The sequence below is a fragment of the Sphingomonas sp. NFR15 genome, assembly GCF_900103265.1.
In the GTDB taxonomy this organism is placed as follows: domain Bacteria; phylum Pseudomonadota; class Alphaproteobacteria; order Sphingomonadales; family Sphingomonadaceae; genus Sphingomonas; species Sphingomonas pollutisoli.
The window spans coordinates 13,823-34,306 of the sequence record NZ_FMWX01000001.1 but is presented as its reverse complement, the minus strand read 5'-3'; the positions used below and the strand labels follow the sequence as shown (position 1 = coordinate 34,306).

Genomic DNA, 20,484 nt, shown 5'->3' with positions numbered 1-20,484 from the left:
GTGCAGCCAGCGCCGGGCGACGCGCATGAGGCTAGAAGCCGGCACGAAGCGACACGTCCACGGCGCGCGGCCTGCCGAGCACCCATTGCTGGTCGCTGTAGGCGTTGGTCGCATAATCCGTGCCGAACAGGTTGTAGACATGGATATCGACCGCGACCAAGCGCGTCAGCGCATGAGACAGCGTGGCGTCGACTGTCGCGTAACCCGGCAGTCGGAAACGATTGGCATTGTCCGAAAATCGGCGCCCGACATAGCGTAGCCCCGCGCGCGCTTGCAGTCGGCGGGTCGCATCCCAGCGCAACCACAGGTTCGCCATCCGTTCAGGTATGTCGGGCGGCGTGTTGCCGGCGAAATTGACGCCGCCCGAGAGGAAATCGTCGAACCGCGCGTCGAGAATGCTGCCGTTCGCGTCCAACCCGAAGCCGTGCGGAAGATCGAGCGATACCGCCGCCTCGATCCCCTTGGCCGATCTTTGGCCGATCTGTTCGACCGGGCTGGCGGGTGTGCGTTGCGACAGCAGACCCTTCTTGACGATCCGATAGGCGGCGAGGGTCGCGCTGCCGCGACCGCCGAGGAACACGGCCTTGGCGCCGATCTCGACCTGATCGCCGGTGGCGTTGCTGAACTGAACCTGCCCGGTCGAATAGGTGGTTAGCGTACCCAGCGGGTCCACGCCGGTGGCATATTGGGCATAGAGCGAGAGGGGTTTGGTGGGCTGGTACACGCCGCCGACCCGCCAGGTGGTATTGGATAGCGTCTTGTCGAGCGCGAAACTCTCGGCGCCCGATGGCGCGATCGTCCAGCGCTCGACGCGGTCCCGTTCATGGCGGACGCCGCCGATGACCGAGACATGATCGCCGACCTTGAGCCGATCCTCCGCGAAGATCGAAACTTCGCTGGTGCGTGTACGATAGCGCGGCGCGATACCTTGCGTATCGACGATCGATCCGGGATCGAACGCGATCGGGTCCACCACCGATATCTGTGGGTCCGAACCGAAATTGTGCGAATAGCGCATCTTGATGAGGTTCGCGTCGAACCCGACGACGAAATCGTTGCCGATGCTGTCAGCCAGCGTGGTCCGCCACGTCGCGCTGCCCTGATCGCCCCATTGCGTCTGGTCGTGGACGATGCCGGTCATGCCGGTGCGATAGATCTGCCCGGGTGGGGCAGGGTCTTCGTTGAGGCCATTCGGGCAGAAGCCGTCGGCGGCGATCCAACAATAGCTTTCCAGATTGAGCCAGAACCGCTTGCTCGTTAGCCGGTATGCCTGGTTGCTGAAGGACAGCGCGCCGCTCGGCGTCCAATCGACCTGTACGCTGGTGCGGCTGTCCCGATAGTGCGTGTGGCCATCGCGCGTATTGTAGTTGCGCTCGCGGATCGCGGGATCGAGGTGGCCGTCGATGAGCGGCGTGCCGAAATAGCGCATCGGCCGCTGATCGCCATAATCGCCGCGCGCGGTGACGACGATCGCGTCGGCCGGTGCCCAGCGCAAGGTGCCCGATAGCGCGTAGCCGCTTGACTGCCCGCGATCGACATAACCATCCGAACGCCGATAGCTGCCATCGACGCGGTAGGAGAGCCGGTCGTTCAGCGGCCCACCCATGCCGGCGGCGAGATGGAAACTGTTCTGTGATCCATAGCCGATTTCGCCCTCCACGGCGGTGCGCTTGGTATCCGGCTTGCGCATGACGACATTGACGGCGCCGCCGAGCGCACCCTGGCCGTAAAGTACGGACGCCGGGCCATTCAGGACGTCGATCCGCTGCACCATCCACGGATCGGTGGGGAAGGTGATCGTGCCGGCGACCGGAAACAGCCGAACGCCATCGATCAGGTGCAGCACCGAACCTTGGCCGCCGAACCCGCGCGCCGCGAGCGCGGTGCCGCCGTTGCCGAGATTGCCGACGTTGCTGATACCCGGAGCTCGGCTCACCGCCTCGACCACCGACATGTCGCCGCGCGCGCGGATCAGATCGCCCGCGATCGTCGAGAGCGTGGCGGGCGTTTCCAGTGCGGTGAGGCCGAGCCGGCTGCCGGTCGTGTTCGGCGTGGTCAGGCTCGAACGCTGACGCTCGCCCACTACCAGGATGCTATCCGCGTCGTCGCGGGTGGCAGGCGTCTGCGCGCCCGCCGTCGTGGCGACGACCGTGATGGCCCCCGCCGCAAAAGTCATGAGATTTCGCATTCATTACGGTCCCCCGGCGTCGGACGAACCGGTGGGCCTTCCCGCGCGAACGGCGGCAGCCGCGCCGGCCGGACGCCATCGCGACCGTCACGCCTGCCCGTGCGGCCCCCCGCACCTTCGTCGCTCGAACGGAGTTCACCGTGCCGCAGCCACCCCCTGGGCCGAAGCAAGAGCGACCCACGCTGGCAGGTCTCCTGGCTCACGGGTCAACGCTACGATGCACGACCTTCCCAGGCCTCGCGCATACGCGTTCGACCCAGTGGTTGCTTCCGCCCAAGTGGATGGAAGCGATGTGCATCGCGCTCGCCGCTTACAGTTGCAGGGACAGCCTCGGCCTTGGGACGAAATCCCGTACCGCGTTCCCTTTTAAGCCCCTCACGGGGCACCAGCGCGATCATGACGCGAGCGACCCTGCGATCGCTCGCCTCGTCCGTCTGGTACTGAAGCGACCAGCGCCACGCAAGCCGCGTCGTTCATCGCGCCGCGACGGAACAACTCGTCGAGGTGTGCGAGGAAGCGGGTCCGGTCATGCGAAGGCGCGCGTACGGCGAAGCAGATAGGTGTCCATGATCCAGCCGTGCTCGGCCCGCAGCGCGGCACGGCGGTTCACGATCTGCGGCGCGGCCTCCGCCAGCGGACCCGCGATCAGCGCCTGTTGCTGCATGCCGAGGTACGCGCCCCACCAGATCGTCAGGCCGTCGGACACGAGCGCGGTGAAGGCACACGCCCCATCCAGCATGACCGCGACGCTATCGACGCCGTCCGGCCAGCCGCCGTCACGCAGCCGCCGCCCGGTCGTGATGAGAACCGGCGCGCCGAGCGTGTTGAGCGGGATCGCATGCGCGCCGGTGAGCGCCTGCAGGCTGGTGATGCCTGGCACGACATGGACCCGCACCGCCATCCCGTTCGTCCGCAACCGGTCCGCGATGCGCAGCGTGCTGTCGTACAGCGAAGGGTCGCCCCAGACGAGCAGCGCCAGCCGACCGCCGTTCGGCAGGTGCATTGCCATCTGCGTCGCCCACGCCGCGGCGATCGCATCGTGCCAGTCGCCGACGGCGGCGAGATAGTCGCCATCCCGCGCGCGGACGGGAAGATCGAACGCGACGACGCGCACCGGCTTGGTGAGCACTTTGGCGCATAGCGCGCGCCGCAAGTCGATCAGGTCGGATTTGGCGTCGTCCTTGCGCGGCAGCAGAATCAGATCGGCCGCGTTCATCGCCGCCTCGGCCTCGCGGGTGAGGTGATCGGGGTTGCCGGTGCCGATGCCGATCAGGTGCAGGTCGATCATCGGTCTTCGGCCGGCGCGATCAGGTGGAAGAACGTGCCCGATACCTGTCCGCGATACGATCCGCTCTCCGCGACCCTGTTACCGTCCGCATCGCTCACGGACGCGAGCGGCGGGTCCGGCTGTTCGAGGATCGTCGAGTAGTGAAATTCATGGCCCCGCAGAGCGGCGCCTCGGGCGAGACCGGCTATCGGCGCCAGCAGGGTGGCGCGGCGATAGCCCAGGTGCATACGCCGCTGCGCGTAACTGGTGACGAGGCCGAGCAGTCCCGTCATGCGGTGCCGTGTGCCGTTGGCGTCGATCAGGCCCTCTCCCAGCGCCATGTAGCCGCCGCATTCGCCGTGGACGGGGCGGGTTCGGGCATGTTCGGCGAGGCCGGCCCGGAACGTGTCCGCCGCCGCCAACCGCGCGGCGTGAAGCTCGGGATAGCCCCCGGGCAGCCAGACGAAGTCGGCGGTCGCATCGGGCGGCTCGTCGGCGAGCGGCGAGAACGGCAGAATCTCCGCACCGGCGCTACGCCACGCGTCGAGCATATGCGGGTATGTGAAGGAGAATGCCGCATCCCGCGCCAGGGCGATACGCTGCGCGGGCGGCGCGAACCGCCACCGCCCGACCGGATCGCGCTGTGCGGCTGCGGCGGCATCGCGCAGCGCAGCGAGATCGACATGGGCGCGCAGGAACGCCGCATAGTCGGCGATGCGCGCGTCGAGATCGGGGTGTTCGGCCGCCTGTACGAGTCCGAGATGCCGTTCGGGCAGCTTGAGATCGCCGCGCCGGGGCAGCGCGCCGAATATGCGGATACCGACAGCCGCCATCCCGCCGCGCGCGAGCCGTTCGTGGCGCGGACTCGCCACCCGGTTGAGGATCACGCCCGCGACCGTGAGATCTGGATCGTAGCGTGCGAAGCCCAGGGCGGTGGCGGCGGCGGATTGCGCTTGCCCCGATACGTCAACGACAAGCACCACCGGCCAACCCATCCGCTTCGCGATATCCGCAGTCGCGCCGTTACCGGTGGCGCCTGGCTCGGCGACGCCGTCGAACAGCCCCATCGATCCTTCGGCGAGGACAAGATCCACGCCCTCCGCCTGCGCGGTGAGGCTGCTCAGCATCGCACGCGGCATCGCCCAGCTATCGAGATTGAACGATTGCCGTCCGCTCGCCGCGCGGTGGAAGGCCGGGTCGATATAATCGGGACCGCTCTTGAACGGCTGAACCGCCAGCCCGTCCTCGCGCAGCGCCCGCAGCAGACCGAGCATCACCGTGGTCTTGCCTGCGCCGGATGCAGGCGCGGCGATCATCAAACCGGGCGTCATTCGCCGGTCGCCGCGAAAGCAGACGCGGCGGTCCGCGGCCGGAAGCGGCGGTCATATTCCGGCGCGTACAGGCTGCTCTCGATGAAATCGGCGGCGGCGAGGACCGGACCGACGAGAATCAACGCGGTTCGCTCAGGGCCGCCCGCCGCCGCCTGCGCAATCGTGGACAAGGTGCCGCGCACGATCCGCGCGTCGGGCCAGCTTGCCCGCCAGACGATCGCGACCGGGCAATCGGGCCCGTAGCGGGGCGTCAGTTCGGCGATTACGCTGTCGAGCGCGTGGATCGACAAATGGATCGCCAACGTAGCGCCGGTGGCGGCGAAAGCCGCCAGGGTCTCCGCCGGCGGCATCGTGCTCGCGCGGCCCGGCGTGCGGGTAAGCACGACCGACTGCGTGAGGCCGGGCAGCGTCAGTTCGCTCTCCAGTGCGGCGGCCGCCGCGGCGAAGGCGGGGACGCCGGGGGTGATGGTGAACGGTATGTCGAGCGCGCGCAGCCGGCGAAGCTGCTCGCCCATCGCGGACCAGATCGAAAGGTCGCCCGAATGGAGCCGCGCCACGTCCTGCCCCCGCGTATGCGCGTCCGCGATTTCGGCGATGATCGCGTCGAGCGACAAGGGCGCAGTGTTGACGATCCGCGCGCCCGGCGGGCAATGGTCCAGAAGCGCGGAAGGCACCAGCGATCCCGCATAGAGGCAGACGGGGGATGCCGCGATCCGGTCGCGGCCCCGCAGCGTCAACAAATCGGGCGCGCCTGGGCCGGCGCCGATGAAATGCACGGTCATGCGAAAGATCCTTCGGCTATGGCGCAGGTCGCCATGCGATCCGGGGAGATGTGGCGCCGCGTGATGAGCAGCGCGCGCGGCCCTGCGGCGGCGAGCGCGGCGGCCTCCGCGACGCTGCCGATGCCACGTGCGATGAGGCTGAAGGCCGACCGGGTCGCCGTATCGGCCGAGCGCAAGGCTTCGGGTGTCACCGCGATCAGCGGCAGTGCCAATGCCCGGGCGAGGGGCGCCAGTAGCGCTGTCTTGTCCGCCGGTGCGGCGAGGGCGGTGACGGGCCGTCCACCCGCCTGCGCGAGCGCTAACGCCGCGCTCAAGGACGATGCTTCGGCGCCCGCGCGATGGCCAAACCCTGCGACGATCACAGCGTCACGCTCCACTGCACGATCGGATAGTGCGACCGCCAGCCACGCCGCGTGCCGATCGGTGCGGCATCGGCGACTTCGATCCGCATCAGTTCGCCACCCTTCTTGAGATGCCAGCGCGCCAGAACCGCCTCGGATTCGAGCGTCACGGCATTCGCGACGATCCGGGTGCCACGCGGCACAGCCTTGCAGAGCCACTCCACCATGCTGTCCGACAGCCCTCCGCCAATGAAGACCGCATCGGGCGGGCGCTCGCCAGCGAGGATGTCGGGCGCGCGTCCCACGACCACGCGCAGGCGATCGACGCCGAGCGCGTTCGCATTGTCGCGCGCGCGTGTCGCTCGGGCGGGATCGGCCTCGAACGCGGCTGCGTGATTGGCGGGATGCGCAAGCAGCCATTCGATTGCGATTGATCCCGATCCGGCGCCAATGTCCCACAGCGTCTCGCCAGGGCGCGGTGCGAGCGCGGATAGCGTTAGCGCGCGCACCGGGCGCTTGGTGATCTGTCCGTCATGCGCGAACCAGTCGTCCGGCCGCCCGGATGTCGCGGGTAAGACCGGACCGCGCCCGGCCGCCTCGATCGTGACCGCGACCGGGTGGAGAACATCCGCGAAATCATACCCCTCCGCCTGCGTCCGGCGAACGCGCTCGCGTGGGCCGCCGAGCGCCTCCAACACCCACATCGCGCTCTCGCCGAACCCGCACGCGACCAGATAGCGCGCCAGCGTCGCGACCGCAGCACCGTCCCGGACCAGCACGATCGCGCGCATGCCCGGAGCCAGGTGAGCGCGCAGGCGCTCGGAAGGTGCGGCATGAAGCCCGAGGCAGGCGGTCTCCTCGATCGCCCACCCCAAGCGCGCGGCGGCAAGCGTGAAGGTGGAGGGGGCGGGGTGGGCGATCCATTCGTCCGCCGCGAGATGGCGTGTCACCACCGTTCCGGCGCCGAACCAGAACGGATCGCCCGAGACCAGCATCACCACCCGGCGACCGCGCCGTGCGAGCAGCGGTGCGATGCCGTCGGCGAAGGGTACCGGCCACGGTGTCGCGGCGACGGTCAAATCGCCCAGCAGCGCGAGGTGACGCGCCGCGCCCGTCACCCACTCCGCGCGCGCGATCGCCTCACGGCTTGCGGCGGAGAGGCCCGCTGGTCCATCCTCGCCCAATCCGACGATCGTCAACCATGGATTTTCAGTAGCTTCAGCCATGCGGAACATCCTGATCCTCGGCGGCACCACCGAAGCGAGCGCGCTTGCGGCCGCGCTGGCGGCGCGTGAGCTCACCGCCACGCTCAGCTACGCGGGCCGTGTCGCGAATCCGAAGCCGCAGCCGGTCGCGGTGCGGATCGGCGGTTTCGGCGGGGTTGCTGGTCTCGCGGCGTATCTGAGCGGTGCCGGTGTCACGCATCTGGTGGACGCGACGCACCCGTTCGCCGCCCGGATGAGCGCGAACGCCGCCGCCGCCGCCGCGCGGACTGGCGTCGCGCATCTCGCACTCACGCGCCCCGCCTGGACCCCGCAGCCCGGCGATCGCTGGTACCACGTCGCCGACATCCCCGGCGCCGTCGCCGCCCTTGCTGGGCCGGCGCGCCGCGTGATGCTCGCGCTGGGAAGGATGCATGTCGATGCCTTCGCCGCGCAGCCGCAGCATCACTATCTGCTGCGCTTCGTCGATGCCCCGCGGGAAGCGCCCGGCTTGGCGCATCATCATGTCGCCGTCGATCGTGGACCCTTCACCGTCGATGCCGACATCGCCCTGATGCGCGCGCACGAGATCGATCTGGTCGTCAGCAAGAACGCGGGGGGGCGCGGCGCCGAGGCCAAGCTGATCGCCGCGCGCGCATTGGGCCTGCCCGTGCTGATGATCGACCGACCGCGTCTGCCGCCGCGAACCGAGGTCGATACCGTAGCCGCCGTGCTGCGCTGGATCGATCATACCGCCGACCTTGGCGTGTAGAGGAAGCGGGTTCCCGCGATCACGCGCGTCTGGCTCGAGCCGATGATGACGACGGTCCGCATGTCCGCCATCTCGGCGCGAGCCTCGGGGAGCGGCACGATCCGCAGATGTTCCTCGGGCGTCGAAACCGCGCGGGCGAACAGCACCGGGCGATCGTCCGCGCAGACCTCTCGCACGATTGCGAACGCTGCCGTCAGCCCGTCCGGGCGCGCCTTGGAGCGCGGATTGTAGCAGGCGATCACGAAGTCCGCTTCGGCCGCGAGCCGGATGCGCCGGTCGATCACCGCTTGCGGCTTGAGATTGTCCGACAGGTTGATCGCGCAGAAATCATGTCCGAGCGGTGCGCCTGCGCGCGCGGCCGCCGCGAACATCGCCGAGATGCCGGGCAGCACGCGGATGTCGAGCGCGCGCCATGCGGGCGGGCCATGTTCGACGCTTTCGAACACCGCCGCCGCCATCGCGAACACGCCGGGATCGCCCGACGACACCACCACCACCTTGTGACCCGCCGTCGCCAGATCGAGCGCATGGCGGGCACGATCGCGTTCGACGCGGTTGTCCGAAGGATGCAGCGTCAGCCCGGGGCGGGGCGCCACGCGCGCGACATAGGGGATGTAGCCGATCACGTCGGTCGCGTCGGCCAGCGCGGCGGTCACTTCGGGGGTGACCTGCGCGGCGGCGCCGGGACCGAGCCCGGCGATGGCGAGCCATCCGCTCACGGCCGCCGCCCTTGCCCGTGGATGAGCAGTATCGAGAAATAGGGCGCGACGCTGTCCGCATCGGCGAGGCGGGTGACGCGCTGGTCGGGCATTGCGGCATGTTCGACCAGCCATGCCGCCTCGTCGCGACCGGCGGCGGCGACGGCGCGGCGCAGCTTGTCGAGGTGGCGGCCGATCTTCATCACCACTAGCGCATCGGTATCGCGGATGCGGCGCACCAGGTCAGCCTCGGGCAAGGTCGCGGTCAGCACGGTCAGCACGTCGTCGCCCCAGGTGATCGGCGTGTCGGTAGCGGTCCACGCGCCCGACATGCCAGTCATCCCCGGCACCACCTGTACCGGCACGAGCCCGGTCAGCCGGCTGTGCAGATGCATGAACGATCCGTAGAAGAACGGATCGCCCTCGCACAGCACCACCACGTCCTCGCCGCCGCTCGCGAGCGCGACGAGGTGGCGCGCGCAATCGGCGTAGAAGCCGGCGAGCTGCGCGGCATAACGCGGGTCGATGGTGGCGATCTCGGTGGTGACGGGATATTCCATCGCGAATTCACTCGCGTCGGCGCGGAGCATCCCCTCGACGATCCGCCGCGCCTGCCCGAACCGGCCGGGCTTGCGGAAGAAGGCGATGTTGCGCGCGCCGCGCACCAGCCGGTCGGCGCGCACGCTCATCAGATCCTGCGCGCCGGGGCCGAGGCCGACGCCGTGGACGGTGCCGGGCGTCATTCGACCCGGCTCGCCAGTGCGTTGATCGCCGCGACGGTGATCGCGCTGCCACCCATCCGCCCATCGACGATCACGCACGGAGCGGGTTGTTCGGCCCAGAGCCCCGCCTTGGACTCGGCCGCGCCGATGAAGCCGACCGGGCAACCGACGATCGCGGCGGGACGCGGACATGCCGGATCTTCCAGCATATCGAGCAGGTGAAACAGCGCCGTCGGTGCGTTGCCGATCGCGACCAGCGCGCCGGCGAGATGCGGGCGCCAGAGTTCCAGCGCGGCGGCTGAGCGCGTGTTGTTCATCGCGCGCGCCCGGTCCCGCGTTTCCGGGGCGTGGAGCGTGCAGATCACCGGATTGTCGGCGGGCAGGCGGGCGCGGGTGATCCCCTCGCTCACCATGCGCGCGTCGCACAATATGGGGGCTCCGCGTTCAAGCGCGGCGCGCGCGGCAAGCGCAAAGCCTGGCGAGAAGCGGATGTGCTCCGCGAGACCCACCAAACCGGCGGCGTGGATCATGCGGACGGCGACCGGCTCCTCCTCCACGCCGAAGCGTGCAAGCGCTGCTTCGGCGCGGATGGTGGCGAAGGACCGGCGGTAGATCGCCGCGCCATCGGTCTCATAAACGTGCGGCATCAGGCGGTTCCGAAATAGGTGAGAAGTTGGGCCGCATCGAGCCCCGGTATTGTCGGCACCGACCCGGCGCGCGCGGCGAACGCCAGGTCGTAGCGGCCGTCCCGTCCGGTCAGGACCACGTCCGCCGGCGCAGCGCGGGCACATCCTTTCGCACATCCCGAGACGTGAAGCCGGCCATCGATCAGCGGCGCGAGCCGTATCGCGAGCGCGCGTGTTTCGACGCTGGCCTGCGGACAGGCGGGGGCGCCGACACAGGCATCGGCATCGAGGCGTACGCCCGTCGCGGTTGCATGCGTGACGCCTTCGAAGATGACGATCCGCCACGGCGTCGTGCGCATCGCTTCGGCGTCGGACTTACGCAGCGTTTCGGCATCAATCCGTCCGAACGGCAGGCCCTGCGCCGCTTCGACCGGGAGGCGCCGCGTGATCGGCTGCGCCATCGGCGGGGCAGGGTGTTCGGCCCCGGCCGCCCAGCGCGGGAGCGGCGCGTGGTGTCGCGCCATCCGCCCCGCATCGCGGCCACCGCTCGCCACGAACCATTCGGCAAAAGCGATCAGCGCATCGACCTCGCTACCGGGCACCAGCGCCGCCCCGCTGTCGCGCCCGTCCGCGCGCAGGATCAGGCCGCCGCTCGCGCCGCGCTCGACCCGGAAATCGGCGGGGTCGTCGCGCAGTACCGGCGCCTCGCCCGCGTCGATCGCGAAGCCGACCTTGCCGGGCAGATCGGGAAGCCAAGCCAGCCGGTGCTCGAGTTCGGAGGCGATGCGATGGGTATCGTCGCCCACCGCCCACTGCGGTGCCACCAGGATGGCGCGGCGCGCTTCCAATTCGGGATCGGGATCGACCAGGCCAAGCGCCACCAGCGCGGCGACGAGCGGCTCCCAGTTACTCTCGGCGACGCCGCGAATTTGCAGATTGGCGCGGTTGGTCATGTCGATCAGACCGCTCCCCCACGCGAGCGCGGCGTCACACACGCCGAGCATCTGCTCGCGCGTCAGCCGTCCGAGGCGCGGGCGCACGCGCACCAGCAGGCCGTCGCCCGCCGCCATCGGTCGCCACGCGGTCGGGCACCAGCCGCGGATCATGCCGCGCCATCCAGCGCCGCGAGGATCGAATTGCGCTGCGTCGACCATAAGCCTGCCGCAAGCAGCGCCGCGAAGCGGGCCTCCATCGCGGCCAGCGCGGCGGGGTTGGCCGTTGCCATGAACGCGCGGACATCATCTCGCGCCAGCGTCGCGTCATAATAGAGATCGAGCGATTCGGGCGCGACCACGCCGGCGAGATGCGCGAACGCACCAAGATGATCGAGCGTGGCCGCGATTTCCGCTGCGCCGCGGAAACCGTGGCGCATCATGCCGGCTATCCAGCCGGCGTGCGCGGCGCGGGCGCGGACCACGCGGGCGATCTCCTCGGTGAGTGGCCGGGCACGCGGACGATCGGGCACGGTCGCGTCCAGATGATACAATGCGGCGTTGCCACCGATCGCCGCCTGCGCCGCCGCGAACCCGGCCTCGTGCGCGGCGTAATCGGCCGCGAGCAGCAGGTCGGTCTCGGGCAGATCCTGGACATGAACGAACGTGTCGGCGGCGGCGATACGCTGGCGCAGGCCGGTCGGATCGGCCCGCCCCCCGTGATCGTCGAGAGCATGTGACGATGCGGCGAGCCAGGCCTCGCCCGCGCTCCGGCGTGCTTCGGACGTGTAGATGTCCGCGGTCTCGTCGATCCCGACGCCGTAGCGCCCCGGCGCGGGGCCGTAGACGCGGGGGCCGACGGTCGCGCCGATGAAGGGATTTCTCTCGCCCGGTTCGTCGCGGGCCGCGATCGCCCGGACGGCTTGTCCGAACATCGCGCATAATGGCGAGAAGGCATCGCGGAACAGTCCCGACACACGCAACGTCACGTCGATACGGGGGCGGTCGAGCATGGCGAGCGGGAGGATCTCGACCCCGGTCACACGCTCCGATCCCATGTCCCACACCGGTTCCGCGCCGAGCAGATGGAGCGCCATCGCGAACTCTTCGCCCGCCGTGCGCATCGTCGCCGAACCCCAGAGATCGACGACCAGCCCCTTCGGATATTCGCCATGATCCTGCAAATGGCGGCGGATCAACTCGTCGGCGAGCCGCACGCCTTGCGCGTGCGCCGAACGCGACGGCACCGCGCGCGGATCGGTCGTATAGAGGTTCCGCCCCGTCGGCAGCACATCGCGCCGCCCGCGCCACGGCGACCCAGCTGGACCTGGCGGCACCCGCCGCCCATCCAGCGCGCCGAGTAAGCCGGCGCGTTCCGCCGCGCCATGCTCGCCGCGTCCGAACACGTGAAGGCCATCGCTGAACTGGCTATCCTTGACGTCGCAGACGAAGGTGTCGATGCGGGTGATCGCCTCCGCATCGGACCGCACCCCCGTCAGACCGAGCGCGCTTTCCAGCCCGAGTGCCTTGGCCTCGTCGCGGATGTCGGCCCGCAGACGGGCGCGGCGCGGCGGATCGAGGCCGTCGGCGCTCGAGAACTCATCGAGCAACGCCTCCAGCCGCCCCAGTCCCGCGCCGCCGCCGGCGCGCTCGAGAGGCGGGGGCACATGACCGACCGTCACCGCGCCGATCCGCCGTTTGGCTTGTGCCGCCTCACCGGGATCGTTGACGATGAATGGGTAGACGACCGGGGTCGCACCCGTGAGCGCCTCGGGCCAGCACACGTCCGACAGCGCGACCGCCTTGCCCGGCAGCCATTCCAGCGTGCCGTGGGCGCCGACATGAATCAACGCGTCCATGCCGCGCTCGCGCAGCCACAGATAGAAAGCGACAAAGCCGTGGCGCGGACACCGCGAGAGATCGTGATAGTCCTCTGTCCGCGCCGCCGGGCGGCCGCGTTCGGGCTGAAGCGCGACGATGCTGTCGCCTATGGCGATGGCGGCGAACCGGAACGCTTCGTCCACGATGGCGGGATCGTCCTCGGGCGCCCCCCATGCGGACGCGAGATCGGCCTGCAACACCGCCGGCAAGCGCGTGAGCGCGACGCGATAGTCGGCGATCGGCCATTCGAGCCATCGCGATCGCAGCGCTTGGGCGAGGTCGGCAGCGGGAGGTGTCGCATAGCCCGCCTCCGTCAGATCGTGCAGCATCGCCTCGACTGAGGCGATCGCGTCCAGTCCCACCGCGTGCGCCATCTGATGCGCCTTGCCGGGATAGGTCGACAGGATGATGCCGAGGTGGCGTTCGGCGGCTTGCTTTGCCGCGAGGCTGACCCAGCCGTGGACGCGCGCGGCGATGGCATCGATCCGCGCCGGATCGGCGCGGTGTTCGCGGCGGGTATATTGAAGCTCGGGGTCGCGCGCCGCGTCGTCCTTGAAGCTCGCGACGCCCGCGAACACGCGCCCATCGACCTCGGGCAGCACCACGTGCATCGCCAGATCGGCGGGCGAGAGGCCACGCGGAGCTTCCATCCAAGCCGCTCGGCCGGATGTGGCGAGCGCGATCTGGAAGACCGGGACGCCTGCGACGTCCAGCGGCGTCGCCCCGTTCTCGTCGCGGGCGGAAAACGCCGTCGCGTTGACGATCGCGGCTGGCGCCAACGTGGCGACCCAGCGGCGTAGCCAGCCACGCGCCGCATCGTCCTTCAACGACGGCGCGAACATCCCCAGCACATCATACCCGCGCGCGGTGAACGCCGCATGTAACGCCGCGACCGGGTCGAGATCGGCGGCGGTCAGATATGACCGGTAAAAAACGATGAGGATACGCGGCCGCCATGCCGTCATCGCGAAGGCGGCGGCGCAGGCGACTCCCGGGTCGGGCCGCCAGCCGCCGACCGGCCCAATGGCGCCCACGCCCTCTCCAGGCCGAACGTGCAAACCCGCCGCCGACGCGAACTGGGCCAACGCCGCCCGCGCCGCCGCTGCGCCACCGATATCGCAAAGCTGCGCGAGCCTGCGCAATGTCTGGATCGGCAGGGTGGATGCGGCGTCGAGCCGGGCATCCGCTCGCCCGTCCGCCGGCACCACGGCCAGTGCGATGCCGTTCCGGCGGGCCAGCATCTCGATCTGCTGCAATCCATAAGACCAATAGGCCGCGCCACCGATCAGCCGGATCAATATGCCTTTCGCGGGCCCGAGCGTCCGATCGACATAGGTATCGACCGACAGGGGGTGCGTCAGCTCGGCGAGGTTCGCGAGCCGCAGGCTCGGCATGCCGCGGTCAGCGGCCTCAGCCACCGTCGCGCGCCATCCGGCCGCAAACGCGCCGAGATCGCTGTCCGAGAACGACAGCACCACGAGATCGGCGGCATCCTGCCACAGATCGCGCGGGGCGGCGGTCTCTTCCAGCCCATGCGTTTCGCGAAAGATGACGTGCATCGCCGGATCAAGCGGTCAGAGCGGCCCGGATCGCCGCCGGATCGAGCCGGTCGCGCTCCGCGATCACGACCAGACGGGTCAGGCGCGGCTCGTCGACGCCCCAGGGCCGGTCGTAGTGGGTGCGTACCCGCGCGCCGACCGCCTGCACCAGAAGCCGCATCGGCTTGCCCGCGACGGCGGCATAGCCCTTCACGCGCAGAACGTCGCCGCTCGCCCCGATCGCCTCGATGCGTCCGGCCAGGTCATCAGGCGCGACAATATCGCCCTGTTCGATGACGATGCTGTCGAAATCATCATGCTCGTGTTCCTCCTCGCCGTCATGATGCGAGGGCCGCGCCGCGATATCGTCCTCCGCCGCCGCACCGAGACCGAGCACGACGCGCGGATCGACCACGCCATCGACCAGTTCGATGACCGGCAGCGGCTTGCGTGTCTCAGCGGCGATCACCGCGCGCGCGGTGGCGATACCTTCGGCACCGGCGAGATCGCACTTGGTCAGCAGCACCAGGTCGGCGCAGCCGAGCTGGTCCTCGAATACCTCGGACAGCGGCGTCTCATGGTCGATGCTCGGGTCGGCGGCACGTTGCGCGTCGAGCGCGGTCACGTCGGGGGCGAAGCGCCCGGCCGCGACCGCCTCGGCGTCGGCCAGCGCGATCACGCCGTCCACGGTGATCCGCGAACGGATCGCGGGCCAATCGAAGGCTTTCAGCAGCGGCTTCGGCAGCGCGAGGCCCGATGTCTCGATGAGGATGTGATCCGGGCGTGGATCGAGCGCGAGCAACATCTCCACGGTGGGGATGAAATCGTCCGCGACGGTGCAGCAGATGCAGCCGTTGGCCAGTTCGACGATATTCTCGGCCGGGCAGTCGGGGATCGCGCAACCCTTCAGAATGTCGCCATCGACGCCAAGAGTACCGAATTCGTTGACGACGACCGCCAGCCGGCGCCCCCCCGCTTGGCGGATTAGATGGCTGATGAGCGTCGTCTTGCCGGCGCCCAGAAAGCCGGTGACGATGGTGACGGGCACCTTGGACAGATCGGACATGCTCTTCCCCGCGGCGCAAGCAACGACCGGGCGGGGCAACACTTCGTTCGGCACGCGACGACGGACGGGCGCCGAATGCCGCCCGTGCCACGCACCGGTGCAGCCCCAGCCGCACAGGCTCGTCGCTCAGACGGAGAACCGTGCCGCGGCCATCCCCTGGACCGAAGCAAGAGCGACCATATCGCCGGCAGGTCTCCTGGCTCGCGGGTCAACGCTGCGGCATCGCCTTCCCAGAGGGCACATCAGCGGATGCGCCGGTCCAGTGGCCGCTCCCGAAGGAGCATGATGCCCTCGCTCACCGCTCACAGTTGCAGGGACAGCCGCGGATTTGGGGAGAACCCCGCACCGCATTCCCATTCAAGCCCCTCGCGGGGCACCGGCGCGATCATCGAAGCCCGATCACGGGCTTCGCCGCTGCATCTAACCCAAGCCGCACGGCTTGCCAATTCTCGATTTCAGCGCGCGCCGTCGAGCAGAACCAACGCGACGCCCTGCCGCGCGAGCCGCAGGTCGAGCGTCGCCGCGCCGGCTGCGCCGGGGATGACGTCAACCATTTCGGGGTGCATCCGTGACGCGGCTTCCAGCGCGGCGTATTGCGCCGCGTCGGGCGACTGCGGCGAACCCATCGCGCGCCATGCCGCGAAGGCGTTCGCGTGGGTGGGGTCGACGCGCCACACCGTCGCCGACGCGGCTGCGCGGCGCAGGCCGGTCAGGCTGATGCGGACCTGCGCGTCGGCGCCGGCGACATCGTCGTCGTGATAGTGCCAGACCAGCACCGCGAGCTTGCCGTCGGCGGCGCGGGTGGCGAGAGTGCCGACGTCCGGCGTCCCCCGAACGCCGTTCGCCATCACGGCCTCAAGCGGGATTTGCGCGCTGCTGGTGCTGGCGAGCCGCGTCTCGCCGAGCTTCGCGAACAGGCGGAAGACGTTGAGCACGGGCAAATCGACGCCGTTGGTGGCAAGCTGGCGATAGCCCGCGAACCACGGCTGGCCCTCGAATTCGAACGACCAGGATATGATGCCTGCCAGGTTGACCTTGCGCTTGGCGGCGAGTTCCCAGATCCGCGCGAAACTGGCGGCGGTATAGCTCGAATACATCGTGCCGTTGCGATAGGCATTCTCCGGGCCGGGGCAGGCGGCGCAGCCTTCGGGATCGCTCTCGCCGATGACGACGGGCTTGCCGGCGAGGGTCGGGACGGAGAGGACTTTGGTGAAGCCCCCATCAGCCGCCATCAGGTGCGTGGCGATGCCCATCCGGACGTGCCCGTCGACGATGGTGGGCTTGCCCTTGGCGTGGAACGAAAGGAAGTCGGTCGGAGTGCCGATCCGGCCGGTCGCATAGTTCCTGCCCGTGGTGACGTGCTGAAGGAAACCGTCCATGAAAGCGCCGCCCGCGCCCGCCACGTCCGGGCCGCCGACGCGCGCGGTCGGCAAGGCGCGGCGTACTCCGGCGATGGCGTAATCGTGCATCTTGTAGAAATCTTGCGGGCTGCCGCGCCAGTAGAAGCCGAGATTGGGTTCATTCCAGACTTCGAAAAACCAGCGCTCGACTTCAGCGCGGCCATACCGTTCGACGTTATGGCGGGTCCATTGATAGACCAGTTCACCCCATTTCGCGTAGTCCTTCGGTGGATAGCTCCATCCAGTCGCGATCTTTCCGTAATCGACGCCAGGCTGCCAGGCGTGCCGGTACGGCACGCCCGTCGGCGCGCTCGACAGGGCCTCCGGCATGAAGCCGATCTGAAGATAGGGGTGGATGCCTTGCGCGCGGTACGTGTCGATGATGCCGTCGACGATCGTCCAGTCGTAAACCGGCTTGCCCGCCTTGTCCTCGGTATAGGCGTTGGTGCTGCCCCATTTGAACGCGGGCGTCCCGTCCCCGCTGATCAGCAGATTGTGCGCCCGGAAATAGACATCGCCCGATTTCAGCGCGCCGAGTTCGACCAGCAATTTGCGGCCGTCCTTCATCGTCGCGTAATTCGGCTCGTCGGCGCCGAAGAAGCGCCATGTCGGCGGTAAGCTGCCGACGCTGCGGCTGGCATCGACGGTGATGGAGACCTGACGCGGTGTACCGTCTTGCGCGAACGCCGGGAAGGTGAGGCCGGCCAGTGCCACTGTGGCCGCGATCGTCTTCCAGATCATCATTCGTCCTCTCCCGTCGCGCCGCGATTCCGGCTGCAAAGACGTGCGTGTAGAGCAGGATAGCGACGACACAACCCGCATCTACGCATCCGCAGCGCCTCCGGCGCGTTGGATGCTAGCATGACCATCCTCATTCCGATCCTCGGCGACCAGCTTTCGCATGATCTCGCGTCCTTGCAGGGCGTCGCGCGCGTCGATGCGGTGCTGCTGATGATGGAGGTGGCTGAAGAGACGACCTATGTGCGGCACCACAAGGCCAAGATCGCGCTGATCTTCTCCGCGATGCGTCATTTCGCGGAGGAGTTGCGTGCGGCCGGCTGGGCGGTCGACTATGTGCGGCTCGACGACCCCGCCAACAGCGGCAGCTTCACCGGCGAGATCGCGCGCGCGGTCGAGCGGCACCGGCCCAACGCGATCCGCACCGTCGAGCCGGGTGAATGGCGCGTGCTGACGATGATCCAGGGCTGGGCTAAGCGTTCCGGCGTGCCGGTCGAGCTGCTGATAGACGATCGCTTCATCTGTGGCATCCTCGAATTTCAGACCTGGGCGCAATCGCGCGACGATCTCGTGATGGAGTTCTTCTACCGCGAGATGCGCCGCAAGACGGGGTTGCTGATGACCGCGAACGGCCGGCCCGAGGGCGGTCAGTGGAACCTCGACAACGAAAACCGCGTGCCACCCAAGCGCGGGCTCAACTATCCCGAACCGATGGCGTTCGTTCCCGACGCGATCACCCGCGAGGTGATGACGCTGGTGGCGGAGCGGTTCGCCGGGCATTTCGGGCGGCTGGAAAGCTTCTCGCTGCCGGTCACGGCGGCGCAGGCGCGGCGCGCGCTCGAGCATTTCGTTCGCACCGCACTGCCCGATTTCGGCACCTATCAGGACGCGATGGTGACGGGGCAGGACTGGTTGTACCATAGCTGGCTCAGCCCCGCGCTCAACCTTGGGCTGCTCACCCCGATCGAGGTCGCGCGCGCCGCGGCGGACGCCTATGCGGCGGGGCATGTGCCGCTCAACGCAGCGGAGGGTTTCATCCGCCAGATCATCGGCTGGCGCGAATATGTGCGCGGCTATTATTGGCTGGAGATGCCCGATGTCGCCGATGCCAATGCATTGGCGGCGACGCGGCCGTTGCCCGGCTTCTACTGGACCGGGGAGACCGACATGCTGTGCCTCGCCGAAGCAATCCGCAACACGCGCGACAATGCCTATGCCCATCATATCCAGCGCCTCGTGGTGCTCGGCAATTTCGCGATGCTTGCGGGGGTGCGGCCGCAGGAGGTCGCGGACTGGTTCCTCGTCGTCTATGCCGATGCCTATGAATGGGTCGAACTGCCCAATGTGATCGGCATGAGCCAGCATGCCGACGGCGGACGGATGGCGACCAAGCCCTATGCCAGCGGCGGCGCGTATGTCGATCGCATGTCAGACCATTGCGGGCGGTGCCGTTACGATGTGAAGCAGAAGACCGGGCCGGATGCCTGCCCGTTCAATGCTTTGTACTGGGATTTTCTCGCTCGGCACGAAGGCCGCTTCCGGCGTAACCGGCGCATGGCCAATATGTACGGCACCTGGGACCGGATGAAGCCGGAGGTGCGGGAAGCGTATCGGGCGAGTGCGGAGGCGTTTCTCGATGCGCTGGAGCCGGCCGAAGCGGGCTGGGCGCGGTGAAGTGCTCTGTCTGGTAGATAGCATTTGAGCGAAAAGCCCTTGTCCGCAACCGTTCGTGTCCAGCGAAGTCGAGGCACCCGCGCGCCGGGCCGGTCCCTCGACTTCGCTCGGGACGAACGGAGGGGCGGGACCAACGGGGGGGCGGGACCAACGGGGGGGCGGGGTGGCGCCAAGACAAAAGGCCGCCCCTTGCGGGACGGCCTTTCCATTGCCAGCCACTGATGGCTTGGTCCGTTAGAGCCGGACAGCCCCGCGGGCGGGAGTCGTGCTCAGCAGGTCCGCCATGAGCGGCATGAAACAATGAGACATTCGACCACCTCCTTTCCGTCGTTGAACAATTACCTGAATATGGGGCAACCTACTGATGTTTCAAGGGAAGAGGCTCATTCGTACGGATGCGCCTTGATGAAGTCGACGAAGGCGCGCAGCGGCGCGGGCAGGTAGCGGCGGCCCGGATAATAGAGGATCGGGCCGGAGAACGGCTCGCACCAATCGTCGAGCACGGTCTCGAGCGCACCGCGCGCGATATGCGGCGCGAGCCAGTCCTCGAACAGATGGATGACACCCAGACCGGCGATCGCGCCCTCGATGAGCAGGTCGCAGGCGAGCCCCGGTTGCGCGACGAGCGGACCGGTCGGATCGACGCGGACGATCTCGCCGGCGCGCTCGAATTCCCACACCGGGCCGGCACCGCCCGAAAAGCGCCCGCGCAAACAGGCGTGTCCGAGCAGATCCTGCGGATGGCCGGGCCGGCCGCGCGCAGCGAGATAGGCGGGGGCGGCGGCGGTGAGAAAGCGCTGCGTGCGCGGGCCGATCGGGACCGCGATCATATCCTGTTCGAGCCGCTCCTCGTAGCGGATGCCGGCGTCCGCGCCCGACGCGAGGATGTCAACGAACCCGTCTTCGACGGTCACTTCGACGCGGATGTCCGGGTACGCGGTGAGGAAGGCGGGGAGAATCGCTGGCAGCACGGTGCGCCCGACGTTGGCGGGGACGTTAAGCCGCAGCGTGCCGGCGGGGCGATCCCTGAAGGTGTTGACCACGTCGAGCGCGGCGCGGACCTCGGCGAGCGCGGGCGATAGCCGCTCGAACAGGCGCGCGCCCGCCTCGGTCGGCGCGATGCTGCGCGTGGTGCGGTGGAGCAGACGCACGCCGAGCCGTGCTTCCAACCGCCTGACCGCTTCGCTCAGCCCCGAGGCCGAGCCGCCGCTCGCGCGCGCGGCATCGCGAAAGCCGCCCGCCCGCACGATCGCGACGAAGGTCGCGAGATCGTCGAGTTCCGTCGCCATTGTTCGATCCTTCGCACGGCCCGTTCCGATTGTGATG

16 protein-coding genes and 2 riboswitches are annotated in these 20,484 nt (G+C 68.9%); of the genes, 2 read left to right on the top strand and 14 right to left on the bottom strand.

Annotated features, from left to right (window positions below; genetic code table 11):
• Positions 1 to 31: 31 nt before the first annotated feature.
• From BLS81_RS00150 to cbiE, 6 genes are all read right to left on the bottom strand, one after another.
• Positions 32 to 2,188 (bottom strand): TonB-dependent receptor, encoded by a 2,157-nt coding sequence (locus BLS81_RS00150; protein WP_256326001.1) that lies wholly within the window; start codon positions 2,186 to 2,188, stop codon positions 32 to 34.
• A gap of 166 nt (positions 2,189 to 2,354) precedes the next feature.
• Positions 2,355 to 2,593: riboswitch (cobalamin riboswitch) on the bottom strand.
• Between the two features lie 121 nt (positions 2,594 to 2,714).
• Entirely contained in the window at positions 2,715 to 3,476 is a 762-nt protein-coding gene (gene cobF, locus BLS81_RS00145) for a precorrin-6A synthase (deacetylating) (RefSeq protein WP_093219234.1), read from the bottom strand.
• Complete coding sequence (locus BLS81_RS00140) at positions 3,473 to 4,786, bottom strand: cobyrinic acid a,c-diamide synthase CobB (RefSeq protein ID WP_093219231.1); 1,314 nt, start codon at positions 4,784 to 4,786, stop codon at positions 3,473 to 3,475. The genes cobF and BLS81_RS00140 overlap by 4 nt, the downstream gene beginning before the upstream one ends.
• Entirely contained in the window at positions 4,783 to 5,568 is a 786-nt protein-coding gene (cobM, locus tag BLS81_RS00135; RefSeq protein ID WP_093219227.1) for a precorrin-4 C(11)-methyltransferase, read from the bottom strand. The genes BLS81_RS00140 and cobM overlap by 4 nt, the downstream gene beginning before the upstream one ends.
• Positions 5,565 to 5,930, bottom strand: coding sequence for a cobalamin biosynthesis protein (locus tag BLS81_RS00130; protein ID WP_093219225.1), 366 nt, complete (start codon positions 5,928 to 5,930; stop codon positions 5,565 to 5,567). Before BLS81_RS00130 ends, cobM begins: the two co-directional genes overlap by 4 nt.
• Positions 5,927 to 7,135, bottom strand: coding sequence for a precorrin-6y C5,15-methyltransferase (decarboxylating) subunit CbiE (gene cbiE, locus BLS81_RS00125; protein ID WP_093219222.1), 1,209 nt, complete (start codon positions 7,133 to 7,135; stop codon positions 5,927 to 5,929). The genes BLS81_RS00130 and cbiE overlap by 4 nt, the downstream gene beginning before the upstream one ends.
• Here cbiE and BLS81_RS00120 point away from each other — a divergent pair.
• The gene (locus BLS81_RS00120) at positions 7,134 to 7,883 is read left to right on the top strand and encodes a cobalt-precorrin-6A reductase (protein WP_093219219.1); all 750 of its coding nucleotides are present in this window, start codon (positions 7,134 to 7,136) and stop codon (positions 7,881 to 7,883) included. The genes cbiE and BLS81_RS00120 overlap by 2 nt on opposite strands.
• Here BLS81_RS00120 and cobJ read toward each other — a convergent pair.
• The 7 genes from cobJ to BLS81_RS00085 all read right to left on the bottom strand — a co-directional run bounded on the left by cobJ (position 7,859) and on the right by BLS81_RS00085 (position 17,490).
• On the bottom strand, positions 7,859 to 8,602 hold the full coding sequence (gene cobJ / locus BLS81_RS00115; protein WP_093219216.1) for a precorrin-3B C(17)-methyltransferase: 744 nt from the start codon (positions 8,600 to 8,602) through the stop codon (positions 7,859 to 7,861). The two genes, BLS81_RS00120 and cobJ, sit on opposite strands and share 25 nt — an antisense overlap.
• On the bottom strand, positions 8,599 to 9,324 hold the full coding sequence (gene cobI, locus BLS81_RS00110; RefSeq protein ID WP_093219214.1) for a precorrin-2 C(20)-methyltransferase: 726 nt from the start codon (positions 9,322 to 9,324) through the stop codon (positions 8,599 to 8,601). The genes cobJ and cobI overlap by 4 nt, the downstream gene beginning before the upstream one ends.
• Positions 9,321 to 9,950 (bottom strand): precorrin-8X methylmutase, encoded by a 630-nt coding sequence (locus tag BLS81_RS00105; protein WP_093219212.1) that lies wholly within the window; start codon positions 9,948 to 9,950, stop codon positions 9,321 to 9,323. Before BLS81_RS00105 ends, cobI begins: the two co-directional genes overlap by 4 nt.
• A complete protein-coding gene (locus BLS81_RS00100; protein WP_256326000.1) occupies positions 9,950 to 11,035 on the bottom strand; it encodes a cobalamin biosynthesis protein CobG in 1,086 nt (361 codons plus the stop codon). Before BLS81_RS00100 ends, BLS81_RS00105 begins: the two co-directional genes overlap by 1 nt.
• A complete protein-coding gene (gene cobN / locus BLS81_RS00095) occupies positions 11,032 to 14,301 on the bottom strand; it encodes a cobaltochelatase subunit CobN (RefSeq protein ID WP_093219207.1) in 3,270 nt (1,089 codons plus the stop codon). The genes BLS81_RS00100 and cobN overlap by 4 nt, the downstream gene beginning before the upstream one ends.
• Positions 14,302 to 14,308: 7 nt before the next feature.
• The gene (gene cobW, locus BLS81_RS00090; protein ID WP_093219204.1) at positions 14,309 to 15,346 is read right to left on the bottom strand and encodes a cobalamin biosynthesis protein CobW; all 1,038 of its coding nucleotides are present in this window, start codon (positions 15,344 to 15,346) and stop codon (positions 14,309 to 14,311) included.
• Positions 15,347 to 15,514: 168 nt separating this feature from the next.
• A riboswitch (cobalamin riboswitch) is annotated at positions 15,515 to 15,742 on the bottom strand.
• Between the two features lie 59 nt (positions 15,743 to 15,801).
• On the bottom strand, positions 15,802 to 17,490 hold the full coding sequence (locus BLS81_RS00085; RefSeq protein ID WP_093219202.1) for a GH39 family glycosyl hydrolase: 1,689 nt from the start codon (positions 17,488 to 17,490) through the stop codon (positions 15,802 to 15,804).
• A gap of 117 nt (positions 17,491 to 17,607) precedes the next feature.
• Between BLS81_RS00085 and BLS81_RS00080 the strand changes: the two genes are divergently transcribed.
• Entirely contained in the window at positions 17,608 to 19,158 is a 1,551-nt protein-coding gene (locus BLS81_RS00080) for a cryptochrome/photolyase family protein (protein ID WP_093219199.1), read from the top strand.
• A gap of 383 nt (positions 19,159 to 19,541) precedes the next feature.
• Here the strand turns inward: BLS81_RS00080 and BLS81_RS00075 are convergent, their stop codons facing one another.
• Positions 19,542 to 20,447, bottom strand: coding sequence for a LysR family transcriptional regulator (locus BLS81_RS00075; protein ID WP_093219197.1), 906 nt, complete (start codon positions 20,445 to 20,447; stop codon positions 19,542 to 19,544).
• Positions 20,448 to 20,484 lie beyond the last annotated feature (37 nt).

What these genes read in the sequence shown, in the direction of transcription:
- BLS81_RS00150 (WP_256326001.1), bottom strand. Translation starts at nt 2,188, where the DNA reads ATGCGAAATCTCATGACTTTTGCGGCGGGGGCCATCACGGTCGTCGCC.
- cobF (WP_093219234.1), bottom strand. Translation starts at nt 3,476, where the DNA reads ATGATCGACCTGCACCTGATCGGCATCGGCACCGGCAACCCCGATCAC.
- BLS81_RS00140 (WP_093219231.1), bottom strand. Translation starts at nt 4,786, where the DNA reads ATGACGCCCGGTTTGATGATCGCCGCGCCTGCATCCGGCGCAGGCAAG.
- cobM (WP_093219227.1), bottom strand. Translation starts at nt 5,568, where the DNA reads ATGACCGTGCATTTCATCGGCGCCGGCCCAGGCGCGCCCGATTTGTTG.
- BLS81_RS00120 (WP_093219219.1), top strand. Translation starts at nt 7,134, where the DNA reads ATGCGGAACATCCTGATCCTCGGCGGCACCACCGAAGCGAGCGCGCTT.
- cbiE (WP_093219222.1), bottom strand. Translation starts at nt 7,135, where the DNA reads ATGGCTGAAGCTACTGAAAATCCATGGTTGACGATCGTCGGATTGGGC.
- cobI (WP_093219214.1), bottom strand. Translation starts at nt 9,324, where the DNA reads ATGACGCCCGGCACCGTCCACGGCGTCGGCCTCGGCCCCGGCGCGCAG.
- BLS81_RS00105 (WP_093219212.1), bottom strand. Translation starts at nt 9,950, where the DNA reads ATGCCGCACGTTTATGAGACCGATGGCGCGGCGATCTACCGCCGGTCC.
- BLS81_RS00100 (WP_256326000.1), bottom strand. Translation starts at nt 11,035, where the DNA reads ATGATCCGCGGCTGGTGCCCGACCGCGTGGCGACCGATGGCGGCGGGC.
- cobN (WP_093219207.1), bottom strand. Translation starts at nt 14,301, where the DNA reads ATGCACGTCATCTTTCGCGAAACGCATGGGCTGGAAGAGACCGCCGCC.
- cobW (WP_093219204.1), bottom strand. Translation starts at nt 15,346, where the DNA reads ATGTCCGATCTGTCCAAGGTGCCCGTCACCATCGTCACCGGCTTTCTG.
- BLS81_RS00085 (WP_093219202.1), bottom strand. Translation starts at nt 17,490, where the DNA reads ATGATGATCTGGAAGACGATCGCGGCCACAGTGGCACTGGCCGGCCTC.
- BLS81_RS00080 (WP_093219199.1), top strand. Translation starts at nt 17,608, where the DNA reads ATGACCATCCTCATTCCGATCCTCGGCGACCAGCTTTCGCATGATCTC.
- BLS81_RS00075 (WP_093219197.1), bottom strand. Translation starts at nt 20,447, where the DNA reads ATGGCGACGGAACTCGACGATCTCGCGACCTTCGTCGCGATCGTGCGG.